The organism is Microbacterium cremeum (assembly GCF_015277855.1).
Taxonomy (GTDB): Bacteria; Actinomycetota; Actinomycetes; order Actinomycetales; family Microbacteriaceae; genus Microbacterium; species Microbacterium cremeum.
Window position 1 is genome coordinate 3,147,008 of sequence record NZ_CP063812.1, and the last position, 20,675, is coordinate 3,167,682.

At 71.1% G+C, this 20,675-nt stretch carries 17 protein-coding genes; 14 read left to right on the forward strand and 3 right to left on the reverse strand.

Annotated features, from left to right (window positions below):
- Positions 1-251: 251 nt before the first annotated feature.
- The 9 genes from IM778_RS14190 to IM778_RS14230 all read left to right on the forward strand — a co-directional run bounded on the left by IM778_RS14190 (position 252) and on the right by IM778_RS14230 (position 10,516).
- Complete coding sequence (locus IM778_RS14190; RefSeq protein ID WP_194409481.1) at positions 252-1,451, forward strand: ABC transporter ATP-binding protein; 1,200 nt, start codon at positions 252-254, stop codon at positions 1,449-1,451.
- A gap of 114 nt (positions 1,452-1,565) precedes the next feature.
- On the forward strand, positions 1,566-2,750 hold the full coding sequence (locus tag IM778_RS14195; RefSeq protein WP_194409482.1) for an extracellular solute-binding protein: 1,185 nt from the start codon (positions 1,566-1,568) through the stop codon (positions 2,748-2,750).
- Positions 2,743-3,687: an ABC transporter permease gene (locus IM778_RS14200; protein WP_194409483.1), complete on the forward strand. Its 945-nt coding sequence runs from the start codon at positions 2,743-2,745 to the stop codon at positions 3,685-3,687. Before IM778_RS14195 ends, IM778_RS14200 begins: the two co-directional genes overlap by 8 nt.
- The gene (locus IM778_RS14205; protein WP_194409484.1) at positions 3,684-4,601 is read left to right on the forward strand and encodes an ABC transporter permease; all 918 of its coding nucleotides are present in this window, start codon (positions 3,684-3,686) and stop codon (positions 4,599-4,601) included. The genes IM778_RS14200 and IM778_RS14205 overlap by 4 nt, the downstream gene beginning before the upstream one ends.
- A gap of 156 nt (positions 4,602-4,757) precedes the next feature.
- Complete coding sequence (locus IM778_RS14210) at positions 4,758-6,413, forward strand: amidohydrolase (RefSeq protein WP_194409485.1); 1,656 nt, start codon at positions 4,758-4,760, stop codon at positions 6,411-6,413.
- 173 nt (positions 6,414-6,586) lie between these two features.
- Positions 6,587-7,141, forward strand: a complete 555-nt coding sequence (locus tag IM778_RS14215) for a cysteine hydrolase family protein (RefSeq protein ID WP_194409486.1) — start codon at positions 6,587-6,589, stop codon at positions 7,139-7,141.
- A gap of 463 nt (positions 7,142-7,604) precedes the next feature.
- Positions 7,605-9,035, forward strand: a complete 1,431-nt coding sequence (locus IM778_RS14220; protein ID WP_194409487.1) for an NAD(P)/FAD-dependent oxidoreductase — start codon at positions 7,605-7,607, stop codon at positions 9,033-9,035.
- Positions 9,032-9,382, forward strand: a complete 351-nt coding sequence (locus IM778_RS14225) for a cupin domain-containing protein (RefSeq protein ID WP_228484565.1) — start codon at positions 9,032-9,034, stop codon at positions 9,380-9,382. Before IM778_RS14220 ends, IM778_RS14225 begins: the two co-directional genes overlap by 4 nt.
- A 93-nt stretch (positions 9,383-9,475) precedes the next feature.
- A complete protein-coding gene (locus IM778_RS14230) occupies positions 9,476-10,516 on the forward strand; it encodes a zinc-dependent alcohol dehydrogenase family protein (protein ID WP_194409488.1) in 1,041 nt (346 codons plus the stop codon).
- A 51-nt stretch (positions 10,517-10,567) separates the two neighbouring features.
- On the opposite strand, the gene IM778_RS14235 is transcribed toward IM778_RS14230, so the two are convergent.
- On the reverse strand, positions 10,568-12,229 hold the full coding sequence (locus IM778_RS14235; RefSeq protein ID WP_228484566.1) for a PucR family transcriptional regulator: 1,662 nt from the start codon (positions 12,227-12,229) through the stop codon (positions 10,568-10,570).
- Between the two features lie 89 nt (positions 12,230-12,318).
- On the opposite strand from IM778_RS14235, the gene IM778_RS14240 reads away from it, so the two are divergent.
- From IM778_RS14240 to IM778_RS14255, 4 genes are all read left to right on the forward strand, one after another.
- Positions 12,319-13,887, forward strand: a complete 1,569-nt coding sequence (locus IM778_RS14240) for a CoA-acylating methylmalonate-semialdehyde dehydrogenase (protein ID WP_194409489.1) — start codon at positions 12,319-12,321, stop codon at positions 13,885-13,887.
- A gap of 110 nt (positions 13,888-13,997) precedes the next feature.
- Positions 13,998-15,374, forward strand: coding sequence for an aspartate aminotransferase family protein (locus IM778_RS14245; RefSeq protein ID WP_194409490.1), 1,377 nt, complete (start codon positions 13,998-14,000; stop codon positions 15,372-15,374).
- 294 nt (positions 15,375-15,668) lie between these two features.
- Complete coding sequence (locus IM778_RS14250) at positions 15,669-16,076, forward strand: transferase (protein ID WP_194411901.1); 408 nt, start codon at positions 15,669-15,671, stop codon at positions 16,074-16,076.
- A gap of 64 nt (positions 16,077-16,140) precedes the next feature.
- Entirely contained in the window at positions 16,141-16,755 is a 615-nt protein-coding gene (locus tag IM778_RS14255) for a thermonuclease family protein (RefSeq protein ID WP_194409491.1), read from the forward strand.
- A 7-nt stretch (positions 16,756-16,762) separates the two neighbouring features.
- On the opposite strand, the gene IM778_RS14260 is transcribed toward IM778_RS14255, so the two are convergent.
- Positions 16,763-17,161, reverse strand: a complete 399-nt coding sequence (locus IM778_RS14260) for a DUF1304 domain-containing protein (RefSeq protein ID WP_194409492.1) — start codon at positions 17,159-17,161, stop codon at positions 16,763-16,765.
- A gap of 35 nt (positions 17,162-17,196) precedes the next feature.
- Here IM778_RS14260 and IM778_RS14265 point away from each other — a divergent pair, with 35 nt between their 5' ends.
- Positions 17,197-17,949 (forward strand): LysR substrate-binding domain-containing protein, encoded by a 753-nt coding sequence (locus IM778_RS14265; protein ID WP_194409493.1) that lies wholly within the window; start codon positions 17,197-17,199, stop codon positions 17,947-17,949.
- Positions 17,950-18,145: 196 nt separating this feature from the next.
- On the opposite strand, the gene IM778_RS14270 is transcribed toward IM778_RS14265, so the two are convergent.
- On the reverse strand, positions 18,146-20,644 hold the full coding sequence (locus tag IM778_RS14270) for a CHAT domain-containing protein (protein ID WP_194409494.1): 2,499 nt from the start codon (positions 20,642-20,644) through the stop codon (positions 18,146-18,148).
- Positions 20,645-20,675 lie beyond the last annotated feature (31 nt).

The following is a 20,675-nucleotide window of genomic DNA, read 5'->3' on the forward strand; positions in this document are numbered from 1 at the left end:
ATCGCGCAACGGACGATCTGTCGGCCGCGGCTCCGGCATCCGTCGCCGTTTCAGCGCGTGTGCGTTGAAACACCGCGTTTTCCTGCCCGTTACACACACCCGGACGATCTGTCGCACCCGAACCCGGCGGACCGCGGATCGTCCGGTTCAGCGGTCGATGCGTTGCCCGCGGACGCCGCCGCGATATTGAATACCTCACACACTCGACCGCGCATCGCCGCGCGGCCCCGCGATCAGGAGGGCGTCACCAGGTGACCACTGCGACCGAGGCGGACCCGACCGCCGCGACCACGGCCACAGACTCGCGCGGAGCCGTCGTGCTCGCGGGAATCACGAAGTACTACGGCGACCAGGTCGCCGTCGACGACCTGTCGCTGACGATCGAGCCGGGCGAGTTCATCTCGCTGCTGGGCCCTTCGGGCTGCGGCAAGACGACCACGCTGCGCATGATCGCCGGGTTCGAGCAGCCGGATGCCGGAGACATCCGCATCTCGGGACGTCCGGTGCGCGGCGTGCCGCCGTATCGGCGCGACGTCAACACCGTGTTCCAGGCGTACGCCCTGTTCCCGCACCTCTCGGTCGCCGAGAACGTCGCCTACGGGCTGCAGCAGCGACGCACCCCCAAGTCCGAAGTGCGCGAGCGCGTGTCGCAGGCGCTCGACCTCGTGCAGATGCGCCGCTTCGGCGACCGCAAGCCGACGCAGCTCTCGGGCGGCCAGCAGCAGCGCATCGCACTGGCCCGGGCGCTGGTGAACCGCCCCGCGGTCCTCCTCCTGGACGAGCCGCTCGGCGCCCTCGACCGTCAGCTGCGCGAAGAGATGCAGCTCGAGCTGAAGCTGCTGCAGTCCCGCCTCGGCATCACGTTCGTGTTCGTCACCCACGACCAGGGCGAGGCGCTGTCGATGAGCGACCGCATCGCCATCATGCGTGCGGGTCGCATCGAGCAGCTCGCCGACGCCGACACCGTGTACGCGCGCCCCGCGTCGGCGTACGTCGCGGCGTTCGTGGGCCAGCAGAACTTCTTCCGCGGTCCGGTGGCCGAGGCCGGAGCGGCGATCAGCTCCGCCCACGCTCTCGTGCGCGCCACGTCGGCGACCCTGACGACGACGAATCTCGGCGAAGCGGCGGTGCGCCCCGAGTACATCCGCATCGAGAAGGACCCGTCGGCAGGTCCCGCAGAGGGCGGCTCGGAGACCACCCCGGGCACGTTCTCCGACGCCAACGTCGCACGCGGCGAGCTGATCGGGGTGTCGCACCTGGGCGACACGATGCAGTACCTGGTGCAGCTGGGCGACGACCAGAGCCTCATCGTGCGACGCCCGACGCCCGACGCGCCCTCGCTGACCGTGGGCGATCGCGTGGTGTGCACGTGGGCCGCCCATCACGTCCTGCTGTTCCCCGCCGACGACGCCGCGCAGGAGGGCGGCTACATCGCCCCGCCGACCGCCTGATCCGCACCCGCCGCACCCGCGCCGACCTCAGCCGCGGCATCCCGAACTCCCGCCGGCTTGCCGGCCCCACAGCACAGCCGCCTCACCGGCTCCGACCCGAACCAGGAGACACCGATGAACGAGTCCCGCAACCCCCTCCGCATCCTCGCCCCCGAGGCCGGGGCGCCCGTCATCATGCGCGAGCTGTCGCGCCGCCGCTTCCTCAGCTTCGCCGCGCTCGCCGGCGGAGCCACCGTCCTCGCCGCGTGCGCCCCCGGCGGCGGCTCGTCGCCGGCGCCGCAGGCCACCGGCGGCGACCTCGAGGGCAGCCTGTCGGTGTACACGTGGGGCGACTACGACTCGCCCGACGTCGTCTCGGGCTTCACCGACGAGCTCGGCCCCAAGGTCACCCTCGACTCGTACTCGTCGAACGAGGAGCTCATCGCCAAGCTCGTCGCCGCGAAGGGCACGTCCGGCTACGACATCGTCGTGCCGACGGGCGTCTTCATCCCGCAGATGATCGAGAACGGGCTGCTCGAGAAGTTCAACAAGGACCTGCTCCCGAACATGGCGAACATGGACCCCGCCTTCCTCGGCCGGTCGTGGGACCCGACGAACGACTACTCCGTCTGCAAGGCGTGGGGCACCACCGGCTACGTCTACGACAAGACGGTGATCACGCGCGAGCTGACGACGTGGGCGGACTTCTTCGACGCCGCCCAGAACGAGGCCAGCGGCAAGACCTCGATGTCGGACGACCCCGCGGGAGTGGTCGGCTCGTACTTCTGGGCCAACCACATCAACTGGAACACCGAGGACCCCGACGAGCTCGAGGCCGCCCGCGCGTTCCTCGTCGAGACGATCGCGCCGCACATCTCGGCGTTCGACTCGTACCCCGGAACGAACGCCATCCCGCAGGGCACCCAGGTGCTCATGCAGGCGTGGAACGGCGACGCCCGCCTGGGCATGCTGGAGTCGAGCGATCCCGAGCGCTGGCAGTGGGTGCTCCCCGGCCCCGAGACCGAGCTGTGGATGGACAACTGGGCGATCGCCGCCGGTGCGCCGCACCCGGAGGCCGCGCACGCGTTCATCAACTACTCGATGACGCCCGAGAACCTGCTGCTCAACCTCGACTACATCGGCTACAACGTCGGCGGCAAGGACATGGAGCAGACCGCGATCGACGCCGGCGTCGAGATGCCCGAGCTCATCTTCTTCGATCCGGCGATGCTCGAGATGATGTACGAGCAGGAGCTCAACGACTCGCAGACCACGCGCGTCGAGATCTGGAACGAGATGAAGGCCGCGGCCGGTGCGTAGCCGCTCGGCGGGAGCCGCGCTGGCCGTTCCGGCGTGGGCGTGGCTCCTGCTGTTCTTCGTCGCCCCCGTGGCGATGGTGGTGTGGTTCAGCTTCGGCTACAAGCCGGGGGTGTTCGGCACGCACGCGAACGACATCCTCTCGTTCGACCGGTACGTCGAAGCCGTGTCGCCCACGTTCTTCGCGACGTTCCAGAACACCCTGTGGGTCGGCATCATCGGCACGGTGCTGTGCTTCCTGATCGGCGCCCCGGTCGCGTACTGGATGGCGTTCAAGGTCAAGCCGCAGCGGCGTGGCCTGCTCATCGCGCTCGTGCTGGTGCCGTTCTGGACGAACTTCCTGGTGCGCACGATCGGCTGGCAGGTGATCCTGGCGCCCGAGGGGTGGCTGTCGTGGCTGCTGCAGTCGATCGGCATGCTCGACGGCCCGCTCGACCTGCTGTACACCCGCACCGCCGTCGTCATCGGCGTGGTCTACAACTACTTGCCGCTCATGATCCTGCCTCTGTTCGTCGCGTTCGACCGCGTCGGGCCGGCGCTGCGCGAGGCATCGAAGGACCTCGGTGCGGGAAAGATCTCGACGTTCTTCCGCGTGACGCTTCCGCTGTCGCGGCCGGGCATCGTGGCCGGCGTGCTGCTGGTCTTCATCCCGTTGATGGGCGACTACATCACCGCGACCGTCCTGGGCGGCGCGAAGGGGAACATGGTCGGGCAACTCGTCGCGAGCCAGTTCCAGACGGCGCAGAACTGGGCGCTCGGCTCGGCGATGGCGGTGCTGCTGATGCTCGTGATCATGCTGACGATCGGCGTGGCCGCGGTCGTCATCTGGCTCATCGCGCTGCCGTTCCGTTCGCGCAGCCGGCTGGTGCTGGGCCCCGCCCCCGAGAAGGAGACGACGACGGATGCCGCGATCCCGGCCCGCGTGGAGGTGACGACGTGACCCAGGTGACCGAGACCCAGACTCTCCTCCAGTCGCGCGAAGGGTCGGACGTTCCGCGCGCTCCGCGCCGCCGCGCGCACCGCCCGTGGTCCGACGTCGCGTTCGGCGTGTGGGGAGTGCTGGTGATGCTCTTCCTGTTCCTGCCGATCATCGTGATCGTCATCTACTCGTTCAACACCGGGCGCCTCCTGGTGTCGTGGGACGGCTTCGGGTTCGACGCGTTCGCGACGATCCTCGAGAAGCCGGCGATCCAGAACGCCGTGAGGGTGTCGCTCATCACCGCGTTCATCGCGGCGATCATCGCGACGGTTCTCGGAACCCTGGCCGGCATCGCGATGGCGCGTCACCCGGGCAAGTGGGTGTGGTGGTTCCTCGGGCTCCTGCTGCTCGTCTCGGTGACGCCCGAGATCGTCGACGCGGTGGCGCTGCTGCCCTGGTTCGTGTTCCTCGGCCAGGACGCCGGGATCGGGATGTTCAACGACGGCATCGTGCGCCTGTCGATCGGCTCGTCGCTGTTCGCCACCGCCGTGGTGTCGTACATCGTGCGCGCACGGCTCGTGGGTCAGGATGCCAATCTCGAAGAGGCATCCGCCGATCTCTACGCCAATCCGTTCACGACGTTCCGTCGCGTGACCCTCGCGCTCGCGATGCCGGCGGTGCTCGCGGGCTTCCTGCTCGCGTTCACGCTGAGTCTCGACAACACCATCGTCGCCGCGTTCGTGCAGGTGTCGGGCACGACGCCGTGGCCGGTGTACGTGCTGTCGGCGGTGCGGTCGGGCCTGCGCCCCGAGATCGCGGCGGTGTCGACGATCATGCTGCTGCTGACGCTCGTCGCCCTCGCGCTCGTGGCGCTCGTGCTCCGGCGCGCCGGCGACTCCGCGACCCAGATCGCCCGCACCATGACCGGCGGCTGACCCCCACCCGCAGCATCCCCCCTCTCCCTCTCTCCCCCTCCCCCTCCCCCTCTCCCACCTCACCCAGCCGCGAGAGTGCAGCTGGTGGACGAGGGGCAGGGAAGCTCCCTCTCCCTCGTCCACCACATGCACTCTCGGCGAAGAAGGACCAGACCTATGCCGTACGCCGATCTCGTCTTCACGGGCGGGCCCGTCTTCACCGCGGACACCGTGCGCTCGCGCGCCGGCTCCGTCGCGGTCAAGGACGGCCGCATCATCGCCGTCGCGCCCGGAGACCTCACCGACCTCGTCGGCCCGTCGACCGAGACGATCGACCTGCGAGGACGGATGCTGATCCCCGGGTTTCAGGACGCGCATGTGCATCCGGTGTGGGGCGGGCTCGACATGCTGCGCTGCGACCTGGCCGAGTACGCGACCGCCGACGAGTACCTCGCGGCGATCACGCGCTACGTCGACGCCCACCCCGACGACGAGTGGATCCTCGGGGGCGGGTGGCAGATGTCGGCGTTCCCCGGCGGCACGCCGACCGCGGCCGTGCTGGACCGGGTGACCGGTGACCGGCCCGCGTTCTTCCCGAACCGCGACGGTCACGGCGCCTGGGTGAACTCGGCGGCCCTCCGGCTGGCGGGCATCGACCGCGACACCCCCGATCCCGCCGACGGCCGCATCGAGCGCGACGCCGACGGTGCGCCGTCCGGCACGCTGCACGAGGGCGCGATGAGCCTCGTGAACCGGCTACTGCCCGAAGAGTCGCTCGAGCGGCTCACCGAGGCGCTGCTCGTGGGTCAGCGCTACCTGCACTCGTTCGGCATCACGGCGTGGCAGGACGCGATCGTCGGATCGTACGGGGATGCCGGAGACCCGGGTCCGGCCTACCTCCAGGCCGCCGCCGACGGCACGCTGACGGCACGCGTGGTGGGCGCGATCTGGTGGGACCGCACGGCGGGGCTCGAGCAGATCCCGTCGATCCTCGAGCGCCGCGACCGCTACCGCGGCGGGCGCTTCGCCGCGACATCCGTCAAGGTCATGCAGGACGGCGTCGCCGAGAACTTCACCGCGTCCATGCTCGAGCCCTACTGCGACGGCCACGGACACTTCACCGACAACTCCGGGATCTCGTTCGTCGCGCCCGAGATCCTGAACGAGGCCGTGCCGATCCTCGATGCCGAGGGATTCCAGGTGCACTTCCACGCGATCGGCGACCGCGCGGTGCGCGAGTGCCTCGATGCCGTCGAGCACGCGATCGCCCGCAACGGCCGCGGCGACAACCGTCACCACATCGCGCACATCCAGGTGGTGCACCCGGAGGATGTGCCGCGGTTCCGTGAGCTCGGCGTCGCCGCGAACATGCAGTCGCTGTGGGCGACGTACGAGCCGCAGATGGTCGACCTGACCCTGCCGTTCCTCGGTTCGCCGCGCGACGCGTGGCAGTACCCGTTCGGCGACCTGCTGCGTGCCGGCGCGGTGCTGGCGGCCGGCAGCGACTGGTCGGTGTCGACGCCCGATCCGATGGCCGCGATCCACACGGCGGTCAACCGCAAGGCGGCGCCCGGGCACGAGGAGGGCGAATACGACGCGTTCCTCCCCGAGCAAGCGATCGATCTCGCCACCTCCTTGACGGCTTACACGGCCGGGTCGGCGTGGGTGAACCACCTCGACCAGGTCACCGGCACGATCGAGGTCGGCAAGTACGCCGATCTCGCGGTGCTGGACCGCGACCCGTTCGCCGGACCTGCCGACGAGATCGGGGCCACCCGTGTGCTGCAGACCTTCGTCGAGGGCGAGCGCGTCTACGCCGCGCCGGATTCCTGACGCGTTTCGTCTCGCTCGTTCCTCCCGTGCGCGAGCCCCCGGTCGTTGAGCGAGCCCTCGGTCGCTGCGCGAGCCCCCGGTCGTTGAGCGAGCGAAGCGAGACGAAACGCAGAGACGAAACGCAGAACCGAACCGCGGAACCGAACCCTCGTAGCGGTTCTAGGCTGTAGCGGGTGACCCGGCTGCTGCTCCTCATCGACATCCAGCGCGACTACTTCCCCGGCGGACGCCATCCGCTCGTCGAACCGGATGCGGCGGCCGTCGCCGCGGCGCGTCTGCGCGACGGGTTCCGCCGCGCACACGAGCGGGTCGTGCACGTGCAGCACGTGTGGGATGCCCCGGATGCCGCGTTCTTCGCGCCCGGAACGCCCGGCGTGCAGATCGACCCGCGCGTGGCGCCCCAGGGCGACGAGCATGTCGTCGTCAAGGCGCACCCCAACGCCTTCCTCGGCACCGGCCTCGAGGCGCTGCTGCGCGCGGCCGATCCCGACGAACTCGTCGTCGGCGGGATGATGTCGAGCATGTGTGTCGATGCGACGGTGCGCGCGGCATCCGATCTCGGCTTCCGTGTCGCGGTCGCGCACGACGCGTGCGCCGCACCCGACCTCGAGTTCGCCGGCGCGAAGGTGCCCGGCGCCCAGGTGCACGCGGCGTTCATGGCCTCGCTCGGCAGCTACGCGAGGGTGACGGATGCCGGCACCCTCGTCGCCGAGGTCGCCGCCCGCTGACGCCGCCGCCGCGCACGCTGCGACCCAGGTCGACGCCAGCTCCCGGGGCCTGCGCGTGTCGCAACTCCTCCTCGTCCTCCGCGGTGTTCCGCGCTCGCGCCCAGGTTCCGTAGCCCGCATCCATCTGCCGGCCGGTTCAGGCGGAGTTGCGACACGCCCGCGCGCCCCGTCCGTCGAAGTGCGCCGCCGCCGAGCCCCGGCCAGTCAGTCGTCGCGTCGGACACGTCGCGTGCCGCAACGCCGCCTCCCCAGTGCTCGCGCGACGCCCTTCGACGGACTCCTGCGGGCCGCGCTCAGCTGACGGCCGGTTCAGGCGGAGTTGCGACACGCGCAACCTTCCCCACAGCCCGACACCCCCGACAGCCTGTCCGGCGGCACCCGAAGTCCTGACAGCGACCGGATGCCGCGGCCGGCGCCCGCGCGGGAGGATGGACGAAACCCTACGCAACGGAGTTGATACCCCTTGGGCACGACCGTCTTCGAACGACAGCGGCCGGCAGCATCCGTCGTCGACCACTCCCTCACGGGCACCGCGCACTCGGTGTTCTGGCGCGACGACCTTCCCGATTCGCTCACGCCCGACCGTCCACCGCTCGTCGGCACGCACCGGGCAGACCTGGTCGTGGTCGGCGGCGGCTACACCGGGCTGTGGACCGCGCTGCTCGCGAAGGAGCGGGATCCCGACGCCACCGTGGTGGTCGTCGAGGCGCAGCGCGTCGGCTGGGCGGCCTCGGGCCGCAACGGCGGTTTCTGCGAGGCGAGCCTCACGCACGGCGACGAGAACGGCCAGTCGCGGTGGCCCGCCGAGATGCCGACGCTGAAACGCCTCGGACTCGAGAACCTCGACGCGATCGAGGCGGCCGAGTCCCGGTACGGCATGGACTTCGAGTTCGAGCGCACCGGGCAGCTGGCGCCGGCAGTCGAGCCGCACCAGCTCGAGTGGCTCGAAGAGTGGGCCGCCGAGGGCGAGGAGGGCGTGGTCTTCCTCGATCGCGCGGCGGTGCAGGCATCCGTCGCCTCCCCCACGTACCTCGCGGCGGTGTGGGAGCAGCGCACCTGCGCGCTCGTGCATCCGGCGCGGCTGGCGGCCGAGCTCGCGCGCGTGTGCGAAGAGCGCGGGGTCGAGATCTTCGAACGCTCGCCCGTCACCGGCATCGACACGTCCGGTCCCGGAGTCACCGTCGCGACCGAGGGCGGGAGGGTCGAGGCATCCCGCGCCGTCCTGGCGACGAATGTGTTCCCGTCGCTCCTCAAGCGCAACCGCCTGATGACGGTGCCGGTGTACGACTACGTGCTCATGACCGAGCCGCTCACCGACGCGCAGCTGGCGTCGATCGGCTGGCACGACCGGCAGGGCATCGGCGACATGGCGAACCAGTTCCACTACTACCGCCTGAGTCGCGACAACCGGATCCTGTTCGGCGGGTACGACGCGATCTACCACTACGGCCGCAAGGTGAAGCCCGAGTACGAGAACCGGCCCGAGACGTGGCGCAAGCTCGCGAGCCACTTCTTCACGACGTTCCCGCAACTCGAGGGCCTGCGTTTCACGCACCGGTGGGCGGGGGCGATCGACACGTCCACGCAGTTCACGGCGTTCTTCGGCACGGCGCGCGAGCGTCGCGTCGCGTACGCCGCAGGCTTCACAGGACTCGGCGTCGGCTCGACGCGGTTCGCCGCGGACGTCATGCTCGACCTGCTGGACGGAGTCTCGAACGAGCGGACCGAGCTCGAGATGGTGCGCAAGCGGCCGCTGCCGTTCCCGCCTGAGCCCGCCGCCGCGATCGGCATCAACGCCACGCGGTGGTCGCTCGACCGGGCGGACCACAACCGCGGCCGGCGCAACCTGCTGCTGAAGACGCTCGACGCGCTGGGGCTGGGGTTCGACTCGTGAGCGGTCCGTTCGACGGCCTCGAGCCCGGCACGGTGACGGATGCCGCGACCCTCGCCCTCGCGCACGAGTCGGTGCCCGGCGAGCAGACCGTGGCCGGTTCCCCGAGCACCGGGTTCGTCGAGCTGACGGACGCGATCGGGGTGTGGGAGATGTCTCCCGGAGCCATGCGGGATGTCGAGGCGGACGAGGTGTTCGTGGTGCTGTCGGGCTCGGCGACGGTGGTGTTCGACGAGCCGCCGCTGCCGCCTGTCGAGCTGCGACCCGGATCGGTGGTGCGTCTCACCGCCGGGATGCGCACGGTGTGGACCGTGCACGAGACGCTGCGCAAGGTCTACGTCGCGGGTTGAGTCGCGAGCCTGGTCTCGGACTCCGAGGCCGAGGCCGGCGCCGCGGGCCTGGTCTCGGGCTCCGAGGCCGGCGCCGGATGAGAGGATGTCGCGGTGCGAGCTGTCGTGTATGACGCCGTCGGCGCGAGGCCCGAGGTGCGGGATGTCGCGGCACCGAGCGCGCCGGAGGGCGGAGTCGTGGTGCGGGTGCACGCGACCGGTCTGTGCCGGAGCGACTGGCACGCGTGGGCCGGGCACGACGAGATCGCCCTGCCGCACGTGCCCGGGCACGAGCTCGCCGGCGTGGTCGCCGAGGTCGGCACGGGCGTCGCGAAGTGGGCGGTCGGCGATCGCGTGACCGTGCCGTTCGTGTGCGGCTGCGGGGCGTGCGAGTGGTGCCTGCGCGGCGAGGCCCAGGTGTGCCCCGATCAGCAGCAGCCCGGCTTCACGCACTGGGGCTCGTTCGCCGAGTACGTCGCTTTGCACGCGGCCGACACGAACCTCGTCGCGATCCCCGAGTCGGTGAGCTTCGAGGCGGCCGCGGGCCTCGGGTGCCGGTTCGCCACCGCGTACCGCGGGCTCGTCGGCCGCGCGCGGCTCGCGTCCGGGGAGTGGATCGTCGTGATCGGAGCCGGAGGCGTCGGCCTCAGCGCGGTCATGATCGCGAAGGCGCTCGGCGCCCGGGTCGTGGCCGTCGACAGGGGTGCGGGCGCCCTCGCCGCGGCCCGATCGCTCGGAGCCGATCACGTCCTCACCGCCGATGGCCGCGACATCCCGGCCGCCGTGCATGAGCTCACCGGCGGCGGCGCGCACATCGCCGTTGACGCGGTCGGGAGCGAGCAGACGTGCGCCGACGCGATCCACAGTCTGCGCCGTCGGGGCCGCCATGTGCAGATCGGGCTCCTCCCTCCGGTCGAGGGCGATCCGCGTGTGCCGATGGCGCGCGTCATCGCGTGGGAGCTCGATGTCTTCGGCAGCCACGGCATGGCCGCCGCCGACTACCCCGGTATGCTCGCGCTCATCGAGAGCGGCGCCCTCGATCCCGAGCGGCTCATCGAGCGGGTGATCGACCTCGAGGAGGCGGCCCGGGTGCTGCCCGCCCTGGCCGACTCGGCGCCGGCGGGCATGACGATGATCGACCCGCGGCGCGCCTGACCCCGCGGACTCTGCCACGGTGTCGGACCTCCGTCGAGCCCGCGGCGCGGGTCAGCGGCCCGCGGAACGTCTCACGAGCAGCGCGAGGTGCAGCGCGGTCTGGGTCTCGCCGTCGTCGAGGTCGGTACCGAGCAGCTCTTCGATGAGCGCGATGCGCTGGTAGAAGACCGATCGCGACAGATGGGATGCCGAGGCCGCGGCGGTGCGGTTGCCCGGGTGCGCGAGCATGGCCTCGAGCACGTCGAGCAGGTCGCCCGACCGGGAAAGGTCGTGCGCGATGAGCGGCGCGAGCATGCGCTCGCCGTGCTCGAGCACGCGATGGTCGTCGCGCAGCGCGGTCACCAGCTGCACGAGCGGCCGGTTCTCGGCCCGCCGCAGGTGCGGGCCGCGCCCGGCTCTCCGGCGGCGCCCGCGCGCGAGGCCCACCGCCTCGTGCAGCGAGGTGAGCGCCGCCTCGATGCCGTCGGCACGCCGCCCGACCGACACCGTGACACGGTCCAGGTCTGCGGGGTCGACCAGGGCGCGGGCGAACGCGACCACCGCGTCGTCGTCGAACACCACCTCGCCCGGAAGCGAGAGCAGCATCACCGCCGACGGCGCCGGGACGCCCTCGGGAGCGGATCCGGCCAGGGCGCGCCCGCGGAGGGCGCGAGCCGCGGCATCCGCCCGCTCCGCAGCGACGGCGGCGCCCGACACCACGACGCCGTACAGCCCGGCACCGCGCAGTGGCAGGCCGGCCGCCTCGATGCGCGCGGCGGCGCCGCCGACGCCGGCGAAGCGCCCGGCGAGAAGACCGTCCACGAGCCGGCGGCGGCTGATGCTGGCCCACTCGTCGGTGTCGCCGTCGGCGAGGCGGCCGACGGCCAGGGCGATCGCGCCCTGCTCGAGCACGGCGGTGCGTCCGGCGGCGTGCTCCGGTCCTGGCAGCGCGATGAGATTGCCCCAGCGGATGCCTCGTGCCTCGACCGGGACGATGAGCCAGTCCTCCACCCCCGGCGCCCCGCCCTGCCGGCGGCGCTGCTCGGCGCGGCGATGCGCGGACCGCGACCGCAGCTCCCACTCGGTGAAGAGCTCCTCCTCCAGCGCGAGCGGCACCTCTGACGCCACTACCTCGTAGGCGAGGTTCTCGAGGATCACCGGGGCGCCGAGGGTCTGGGCCAGCTGGTGCACGATGAAGTCAGCGGGCGAACCGCGCAGCACCAGCGCGGTGAATCGCTCGCGTACTTCGTCACGCGCCCGCAGCGCGTCGGTCTGACCCGTGATGATGCGGCTGTGCACGGCTTCGGTCAGGGTCACGAACTTCACTTCGCGGTGCAGCACCACCAACGCGAGCCCGCGCTCGCGCGCCGCCTCGACCACGACGGCGGGCACGTAGTGGTAGTGCGTTCCGAGTTCGAGCACGAGGCCCGACAGTCCGGCGTCCGACAGTTCGCCGATGAAGCGGCGGAGGTCGGCGGGTTCGGCGGGCCACGACGATCCGGTCGACAGCAGCAGCTCGCCGCCATCGAGGAGGCGCGCGACCCCGGCGCTGTCGGACACGTGCAGCCAGCGCACGCGGGCATCGAGCGCTTCGTCGCCGACGAGCACCTCGGGCACGCCTTGCGCGACCGCGTCGAGCGCGATCACCTCGCGCACCGTCGGCAGGGTCTCGTCGGCGAATCGATCACTCGGACGATCCGTGTGGATCATCGAATCTTCGCGACGGTCGGGCACCGTGATCGCCTCTTCTTCTCTGTCAGGCTGGGTTTCGCCAAGCCTACGTGATCACCACACGATCTGTCCGAAAGTTGAGAGGACGACCTATGACCATCGCCGAGACCACCATCGCCGACGCGGCGCCGGACGCCGCCATCCGGGTCATCGGACATTGGATCGATGGGGCGGAGCGCGCGTCGGCGAGTGGTCGCACGGCGCCGGTGTTCAACCCGGCGACGGGTGCGGTCAGCGCGCAGGTCGCGTTGGCCGATGAGGCGGAGGTGGATGCTGCGATCGCGTCGGCGGTGCGTGGCTTCGAGGTGTGGTCGGGCTACTCGGTGGCGCGGCGGCAGGGGGTGCTGTTCGCGTTCCGCGAGTTGTTGAACGCGCGCAAGGCCGAGCTCGCGGCGATCATCACGGCCGAGCACGGCAAGGTGCGCTCGGACGCGATGGGTGAGATCCTCCGCGGCCAGGAGGTCGTGGAGCTGGCCACCGGGTTCCCGCACCTGATCAAGGGCGCCTACTCCGAGAACGCCTCCAACGGCATCGACGTGTACTCCATCAAGCAGCCGCTCGGCGTCGTGGGCATCATCAGCCCGTTCAACTTCCCGGCGATGGTGCCGATGTGGTTCTTCCCGATCGCGATCGCCGCCGGCAACGCCGTGGTGCTCAAGCCCAGCGAGAAGGACCCGTCCGCGTCGCTGTGGCTGGCGCAGCTGTGGAAGGAAGCGGGGCTTCCCGACGGCGTCTTCACCGTTCTTCAGGGCGACAAGCTCGCCGTCGACGGGCTCCTCACCAGCCCCGACGTGCAGTCGATCAGCTTCGTCGGGTCGACGCCGATCGCGCAGTACATCTACGAGACCGCCTCGAAGCACGGCAAGCGGGTACAGGCGCTCGGCGGCGCGAAGAACCACATGCTCGTCCTTCCCGACGCCGATCTCGACCTGGTCGCCGATCAAGCGGTCAACGCCGGCTACGGCGCCGCCGGAGAGCGCTGCATGGCCATCTCGGTCGTGCTGGCCGTCGAGCCGGTCGCCGACGACCTCATCGCCAAGATCCAGGACCGCATCGGCAAGCTCCGCATCGGCAACGGTGCCGGCGCCGACGGTGTCGAGCCCGACATGGGCCCGCTCATCACCGACGTGCACCGCGACAAAGTCGCGTCCTACGTCGATATCGCCGAGCAAGACGGCGCGACGATCGTCGTCGACGGCCGCGGATACACCGTCGACGGACACGAGGACGGGTTCTTCTTCGGCCCCACCCTCCTCGACCGCGTCCCCACCAGCAGCCGCGCCTACACCGAGGAGATCTTCGGACCGGTCCTCTCCGTCATCCGCGTCGACTCCTACGACGAAGGACTCGACCTGATCAACTCCGGCCAATTCGGCAACGGCACCGCGATCTTCACCAACGACGGCGGCGCCGCCCGCCGCTTCCAGAACGAAGTACAGGTCGGCATGATCGGCATCAACGTGCCCATCCCCGTCCCCGTCGCCTACCACTCCTTCGGCGGCTGGAAGCAGTCCCTGTTCGGCGACGCCAAAGCCTACGGAATGCACGGCTTCGACTTCTTCACCCGCGAGAAGGCCATCACCGCCCGCTGGCTCGACCCCGCCACCCGCAGCCTTTCAGATACCCGCGGCATCAACCTCGGCTTCCCCCAGAACCACTGACCCGCATCGTCTCGCTCGTTCCTCGCTCGCTTGACGACCGAGTGCACCGGGAGGCCTCGGTCATCGAGCGAGCGAAGCGAGACCGAACGCAGCAACCGAAGGACACCCCCATGACCGACACCGTTCTCACCGGACTCCAGCCCGATCTCGAGGCCGATGCGCGCGTGCGCGCCGACGACCGCGGGCACGTGTTCCATTCGTGGAGCGCGCAGGCCCTCATCGACCCGCTGCCGGTCGCCGCGGGCGAGGGCTCGACGTTCTGGGACTACGCCGGCAATGCCTACCTCGACTTCAGCTCGCAGCTGGTGAACCTCAACCTCGGGCATCAGCATCCGGATCTCGTCCGCGCCATCCAGGACCAGGCGGGCCGACTCGCGACCATCCAGCCGTCGATGGCGAACGACGTGCGGGGCGAGCTCGCGCGCCGCATCGCCGGGGTCGCGGGCGACGGGTTCGAGAAGGTGTTCTTCACCAACGGCGGCGCCGACGCGAACGAGAACGCGGTGCGCATGGCGCGCCTGGTGACCGGCCGTCGCAAGGTGCTGTCGATGTACCGCAGCTACCACGGCAACACGGCGACCGCGATCTCGCTCACGGGCGACCCGCGGCGCTGGCCGAACGAGCCCGCCGACGGCTCGGTCGCGAAGTTCTTCGGGCCCTACCCCTACCGCTCGGCGTTCCACTCGTCGACGCCCGAGGAGGAGACCCAGCGTGCGCTCGAGCACCTCGAGCAGACGATCGTGCTCGAGGGCGCCTCGACGATCGCCGCGATCGTCATCGAGACGATCGTGGGCACCAACGGCGTGCTCGTACCTCCGCCCGGGTATCTCGCCGGCGTGCGCGAACTGTGCGACCGCTTCGGCATCGTCTACATCGCCGACGAGGTCATGGTCGGGTTCGGCCGCGTGGGCGAGTGGTTCGCGTTCCAGGCTTTCGACGTCGTGCCCGACCTCATCACGTTCGCGAAGGGCGTGAACTCCGGGTACGTGCCGCTCGGCGGCGTCGTCATCTCGGACCGCATCGCCGCACACTTCGACACGGTCGCCTTCCCCGGCGGTCTGACGTACTCCGGACACCCTCTCGCGTGCGCGGCGGGCGTCGCGACGTTCGAGGTCTTCGAGCGCGATGGCATCCTCGAGCGCGTGCGCGACCTCGGCTCGCGCGTCGTCGAGCCGCGCCTGCGCGACATCGCCTCGCGGCATCCGTCCGTCGGCGACGTGCGCGGAATGGGCCTGTTCTGGGCGATCGAGCTGGTGAAGGATCGCGATACCCGCGAGCAGCTCGTGCCGTTCAACGCGAGCGGGGCGGATGCCGCACCCGTCGCGGCCGTCGCCGCGGCGTGCAAGCGGGACGGGGTGTGGCCGTTCACCCATTTCAACCGCGTGCACGTGGCCCCGCCCCTCGTCGTCTCGGAGGACGAGCTCGTGCGCGGCCTGGACGTCATCGACCGCGCCCTCGCAGCCGCCGACGAGCACGCCGCCCGCTGATCCTCCCCCTCTCGTCCCACTCCCCCTCGCTCCGCAGTCACTTTTCGTCCTCACCCACCCCCTCGCACCCGCCGTTCCTGACTGCGGAGCGGAAGGGCCCGGGCCCGGTGCGCGGCGGCCGATGCGCAGGGGCCGATGCGCGGGGCCCGATGCGCGGGGGCCGGTGCGCGGGGGCCGGTGCGCGGGGCCCGATGCGCAGGGGCCGATGCGCGGGATCCGATGCGCGGGAATGAAACGACGACGCCTGTGGTTATCCATGTACTCAGCCCTATGCCGGGGCTGCAGGAGGGGACAGTGGGCAAGAACTACGTCGACATCGAGAACGACCGTGGCGAGACGCTGCGCTACCGCAAGCACGTGAACGGTCGGGGCCTCATCGCGCACGGCGCGAAGGTGCACCCGAGCGCGATCGTCGAAGCGGGCGCTTATGTCGAACCGGGCGTTCAGATCGCCGCGGGCGCGCATGTCGGCCGCGGCGTATGGGTCGAGTCGGATGCGGTGATCGGTCCCGACGCCGAGATCGCGCCCCACGCGCACATCGGACCGCGCGCGGCCATCGGCCCGCGCGCCAAGATCGGCGTTCGCACCCAGGTCGGCACCGACGCCCGCGTCGCTGGGGGCTCGCTCATCGGCGACGACCAGACCATCGCCGACGGCGAGCGCGTCGCCACCGACCGGCGAGGGCTGCGGCTCGCCGCCTGACCCACCGGTCTGCGGACAGCCCGGCGGACGGCGAATCTCCGCGGTGCTGGGCTAGCCTGGCGCGATGGCGTCCGCACGACCCCGCCGCAGCGGCGCGACCTTCGCGGTCGCCCTCGTCCTCGCGGTGGTGGTCGCGGTCGTCTGGCTCGCCGCGAGCGGACGGATGCCGTGGGCAGAGGCCGGCCCGACCGCGAGCAGCGCTCCTTCGAACGCGTCCGCTGCGCCGGCCGACGGCCTCCCGTCGCGCCCCGGCGACGCCTTCGCGCTCACTGTGACGTACGTCTTCGACGGCGACACCATCGAGGCGCGCATGCAGGAGCCGAACGAGGTCGTGGCGACGTCGAACCCGATCCGCGTCCGGCTCATCGGCATCGACACGCCCGAGGGCACACCCTCTCCCGAGTGCTGGGCGGACGAGGCCCGTGCGCATCTGGCCGAGCTGCTGCCCGAGGGGTCCACGGTGTGGGCGGCGCCCGACACCGAGACGTGGGACCGCTACGATCGCGCGCTGTTCAACCTGTGGACCGACGACGGCCGCTTCGTGAACCACGAGCTCGTCGCGGCGGGCGACGCCGAGGCGATCCGGGTGTGGCCGAACGTGGCGTTCTACGATCTGCTGGCCGCCGCGCAGGCCCAGGCCGAGGCATCCGGTGCCGGCAGGTGGGGCGCGTGCGGCTGAGCCCGCTCTACGCGAACAGGTACAGCACGAACCCGATGAGGGGCAGCGTGCCCTGGAGGAGTGCCGGACGCAGGTACTTCATACCGGTCGTGAGCAGCACGAGCGCCGCCGCGACCATCGAGCCGAGGCTGAACAGCACGAGGGCGAGTCCCGCTGCACGCACGCCGCTCTCGTCCGCGCCGGTGAGGAAGAGCACGATGCCGAGCACGGTGCCGACCGCGAGGAACAGGTTGTAGAACCCCTGGTTGTACGCCAGGGGTTTCGTCGTCTCGGCGGCTGTCTGGTCGGCGAGGCCGAAGCGCCGCCAGATCTTCGGCTGCGTCCACTGCACGCTCTCCATGACGAAGATGTAGACGTGCAGCAGTGCCGCGAGCGCGGCGAAGGCGGTGGCGAGGATCGCGATCATGAGCGAACGATAGCGCCCGGGATACGCTGAGCGATATGGCGAAGGGCAGGAGCGGCGGACGACAGCCGCGACGGGATGCCGCGCCCCGGCGCCGTCAGGGCTCCCAGGGATCCGCGGCGCCGCGGCCGCAGCGCACGCCGCGCCCGTCTCCTGGGCCGGCGCCCGCGGCTCCCCGTGAGCCGGTTGTCGCCGAGCCGAGCACATTCCGCCTCGGTGCGATCCCCGGTGCGACGCCCGGCAAGTGGATCGACGTGTGGAAGGAGCGGATGCCGCGCACGGCGCTCGAGCTCGTGCCGCTGTCCGTCGCCGGTCAGCGCGAGGCGCTCGACGAGGCCGAGGCCGACGCCGCGCTGGTGCGGCTGCCGATCGACGACCACGGACTCCACGTCATCCCGCTCTACGACGAGGTGCCCGTCGTCGTGTGCGCGAAGGACTCGCACCTGACGGCCGCCGACGAGCTGGAGCCCGGCGACCTCGAGGGCGAGGTGCTGATCGTGCCGCAGGACGACGTGCTCGGCATCCGGATTCCGGCGACTGTGCCGCCCCGCTTCGATCCGCCCTCCGACACGGCCGAGGCGATCGCGACCGTGGCTGCGGGAGTCGGGATCGTGGTGGTGCCGATGTCGCTCGCGCGGCTGCATCACCGCAAGGACGTCGAGCACCGCGCGCTGCGCGGGGGCCCGGTCTCGACGGTCGCCCTGGCGTGGGTCGCGGACCGCACCACGCCCGCCGTCGAGACGTTCGTCGGCATCGTGCGCGGGCGTACCGCGAACTCGTCGCGCGGATGAAGCGAAGGGGATGCCGCGCGTTCCCCTCGCTGCGGCATCCCCTCGCGGAACGGCTGCGAAGACGACGCTCCCCAGCCGCGTCCCCGATGTGATCGCCGTCTCGGCGCCCAGGCCCCCAGAGCCCGGACGGCGCGAGCCGTTCCATGATGCGAGGAGTGTGCGGCGCCTGCCGTGATACATCCGGACGGAAGGAAACTCAGAACCCGGCGCCGTACACCTGGAACGGGGCCATGATGCCGGTGCGCTCGGATGCCGCCGCCAAGGCCTCCGACGGACCGGTTCCCGCTGCGAGCCGCTCATGCATCGCACCGAGCAGCTCGCAGGCCTCGTCGTCGGCCACCACCACCGGCGCGGCGACCACCGCGCGCGTTCCGGCGTGGAGCCACACTCGCGCCATGCCGACGGCCTCCTCGCCCCAGCGCACGGATGAGCGCCCGACCTCACAGGCCGAGAGGACCACGGTGTCGGGCACTCGGTCGATGAGGTCGATATCGTACCCGAAGAGTGTGCCGTCCACGAGTTCGAGACCCGAGAACATCGGGTTGTCGACCGCGTGGCGGCCGTGCCCGGCGGCATGAAGCACGTCGACCTGCGAGGCCAGCTCCGTCACCGCAGACACCGTGGCGTCGCCGTCCCGCAGTGTCGGCGCACTCGGCCACGAGCCTCGCGCGGCCGCTACTTCCTCGCTCGCACGGGGAACCCTCGGACCGATCACGAAGCCTGCCGACGCGAAGCGGAACACGCCCCGAGGGCGGCTCCCGGCCCACGCGGACGCCGACCCCGGCACGGTCAATGCCCGGCCGCTGAGCGCCGGCAGCATCGACCAGGGGATGCCGGAGAGCACACCCGGGGCGAGCACCACGATGCGGCGTGCCGAGTCGATGCGCGGCAGCGCCGGCCCCACGAGCAACGTGGAGAGGCGTTCGACGCGCGCACGCAGGCTGTCGCGCACGAGCGTGGACATCGGTCCCGACGTCACCCGCGCAGCCACGTCGAGGTCGGCTCGGAGGCCCGTGAGCAGGCCTCGGACGTCACTCCACTCCAGCTCGGCGATCGAGGCCGAGCCTTCGAACAGAGTGAGCGCGATCAGCCGATTGCCGTCGAAGACGTAGGCGATCAGCGCCTCCCCCGCGCCGAGGCTGTCGAGGGCCTCACTCATCCCGATCCTGCCGGTCGCCCCGCCGGCCGTCGTCGAGGCCCACTGCCGGTCCCGGATCCGTCGCTCGAGAACATGCGCACGGGGGTCGGCGAGCCAGTCGTCATCGCCGGCCGCGGCCCGGATGGTCCGCAGCTCTGCGAGATCGGCAGCCAGATCCTCATCCCGCGGGGGGCGAAGCGGCACAACGTGCTGACTCATCAGGCGGGCGCGCTCCGACCAGTCGAAGATCACGTCCGGGCGGCCCGAGCGCAGCGCGGAGGAAAGTCCTTCTGTGAGCAGTCCACCCGCCCGCATGGCGGAGCTGGTCTGCAGGTCGAGGCTCCCGAAAGCGCTCTGCGCGCGGATGAGCGCGTCGAGCCCCCTTGCCGCGTGCCGCCGGCAGTCGCCCTCTCGCCCCTCCACCGCTGCGACGACTGCTCGGGTCTCGTGCGCCAGCGTCGTGACCTCCAGGGGCATGCGCGGTGGGATCCGCACCGCCGCGGGCACCGGCCGCCGGTGCAGGCGAACCCGTGCGCGCACGTCCGCCAACCGGAGCGCCTCCGCCTCCGCGACCAGCCGATGCCGTCTCAGCGCGCTCACGACAGCGTCCACCGTCGCCTCCGAGGGCAGCCGGTGTCCCTGCCGCACCGGTCGCCCCGACCTGTCGATCCGCCCCACCGCAAGCTGTGCGCGCAGCTTGATCGCCTCGGCGCGGAGAGCCCAGCCGTCGCTTCCGAGTGCCCGGAACCGCCGCGCGGCGACGCGCGCAGCGATGACCGCACGATCGGGATCGTGGTTCAACAGTGAGCGTGCCAGCTGATACTCGGCGCCCGCTCGCTCGCGGGGCGCCCGCTTTCGGCCGAGCACGACAGCCGCCTTCTCGAGCAGCGTCTCCGCCTCGGTCACGAGGCCGGCGTCGCGGAGCACTTCCGCCCGGTCGAGCTCGTTGATGGCAGCCCACACATCGGAACCCTCGTCGAGGGGATCGCGGACGCTCTGCATGGTCTTCAGCGCGGTCAGCACGTCACCGCGTCGCATCGCGAGATATCCCAGGTTGTGGACGGCCTGGTTCGTCTCCTCGGCGAGACCCGCGGCACGATAGATGCCCTCCGCTTCCTCGAGGTCCGCCTGGGCCGCGTCGAGGCGTCCGCGATCCATCTCGACGAGACTGCGGTTCATCAGCACATTGGCGCGACGAACAGGCTCGTCCCGCAGCCCGTCTGCGCCCTTCGTGAGCCACTCGACCGCTTGATCCGGAAGCCCGCGCTCCAGTGCGAGCGCTCCGAGCTGACCGTGCAGCTGAGCGACCGTCACGTCATCGAGTCCCTCGCGGGACAGCATCTCGATGCACAGTCGCTCGCCCTCGTCGACGTCGCCGAGCCGCGCGAGCACATACGCGACGGTGCCGACGACGCGAGCCATGAGGTTGACGTCGCCCGCCGTCTCTGCGGCCTCGTACGCCGCAGCCAGCACGCGCCGCGCGTCCGAGTAACTACCGCGGTTGGCCAGATCGACGCCGCGCCGGTGCTTCGCCGCGGCCTCGCCTCCGATCCCCATCTAGCAATCATGGCCCGATCCACGAGGATCG

Excerpts from the sequence above, each read along its gene's own strand:
- IM778_RS14270 (WP_194409494.1), bottom strand. The coding sequence starts at position 20,644 with ATGGGGATCGGAGGCGAGGCCGCGGCGAAGCACCGGCGCGGCGTCGAT.
- IM778_RS14245 (WP_194409490.1), top strand. The coding sequence starts at position 13,998 with ATGACCGACACCGTTCTCACCGGACTCCAGCCCGATCTCGAGGCCGAT.
- IM778_RS14195 (WP_194409482.1), top strand. The coding sequence starts at position 1,566 with ATGAACGAGTCCCGCAACCCCCTCCGCATCCTCGCCCCCGAGGCCGGG.
- IM778_RS14260 (WP_194409492.1), bottom strand. The coding sequence starts at position 17,161 with ATGATCGCGATCCTCGCCACCGCCTTCGCCGCGCTCGCGGCACTGCTG.
- IM778_RS14210 (WP_194409485.1), top strand. The coding sequence starts at position 4,758 with ATGCCGTACGCCGATCTCGTCTTCACGGGCGGGCCCGTCTTCACCGCG.
- IM778_RS14265 (WP_194409493.1), top strand. The coding sequence starts at position 17,197 with ATGGCGAAGGGCAGGAGCGGCGGACGACAGCCGCGACGGGATGCCGCG.
- IM778_RS14240 (WP_194409489.1), top strand. The coding sequence starts at position 12,319 with ATGACCATCGCCGAGACCACCATCGCCGACGCGGCGCCGGACGCCGCC.
- IM778_RS14255 (WP_194409491.1), top strand. The coding sequence starts at position 16,141 with ATGGCGTCCGCACGACCCCGCCGCAGCGGCGCGACCTTCGCGGTCGCC.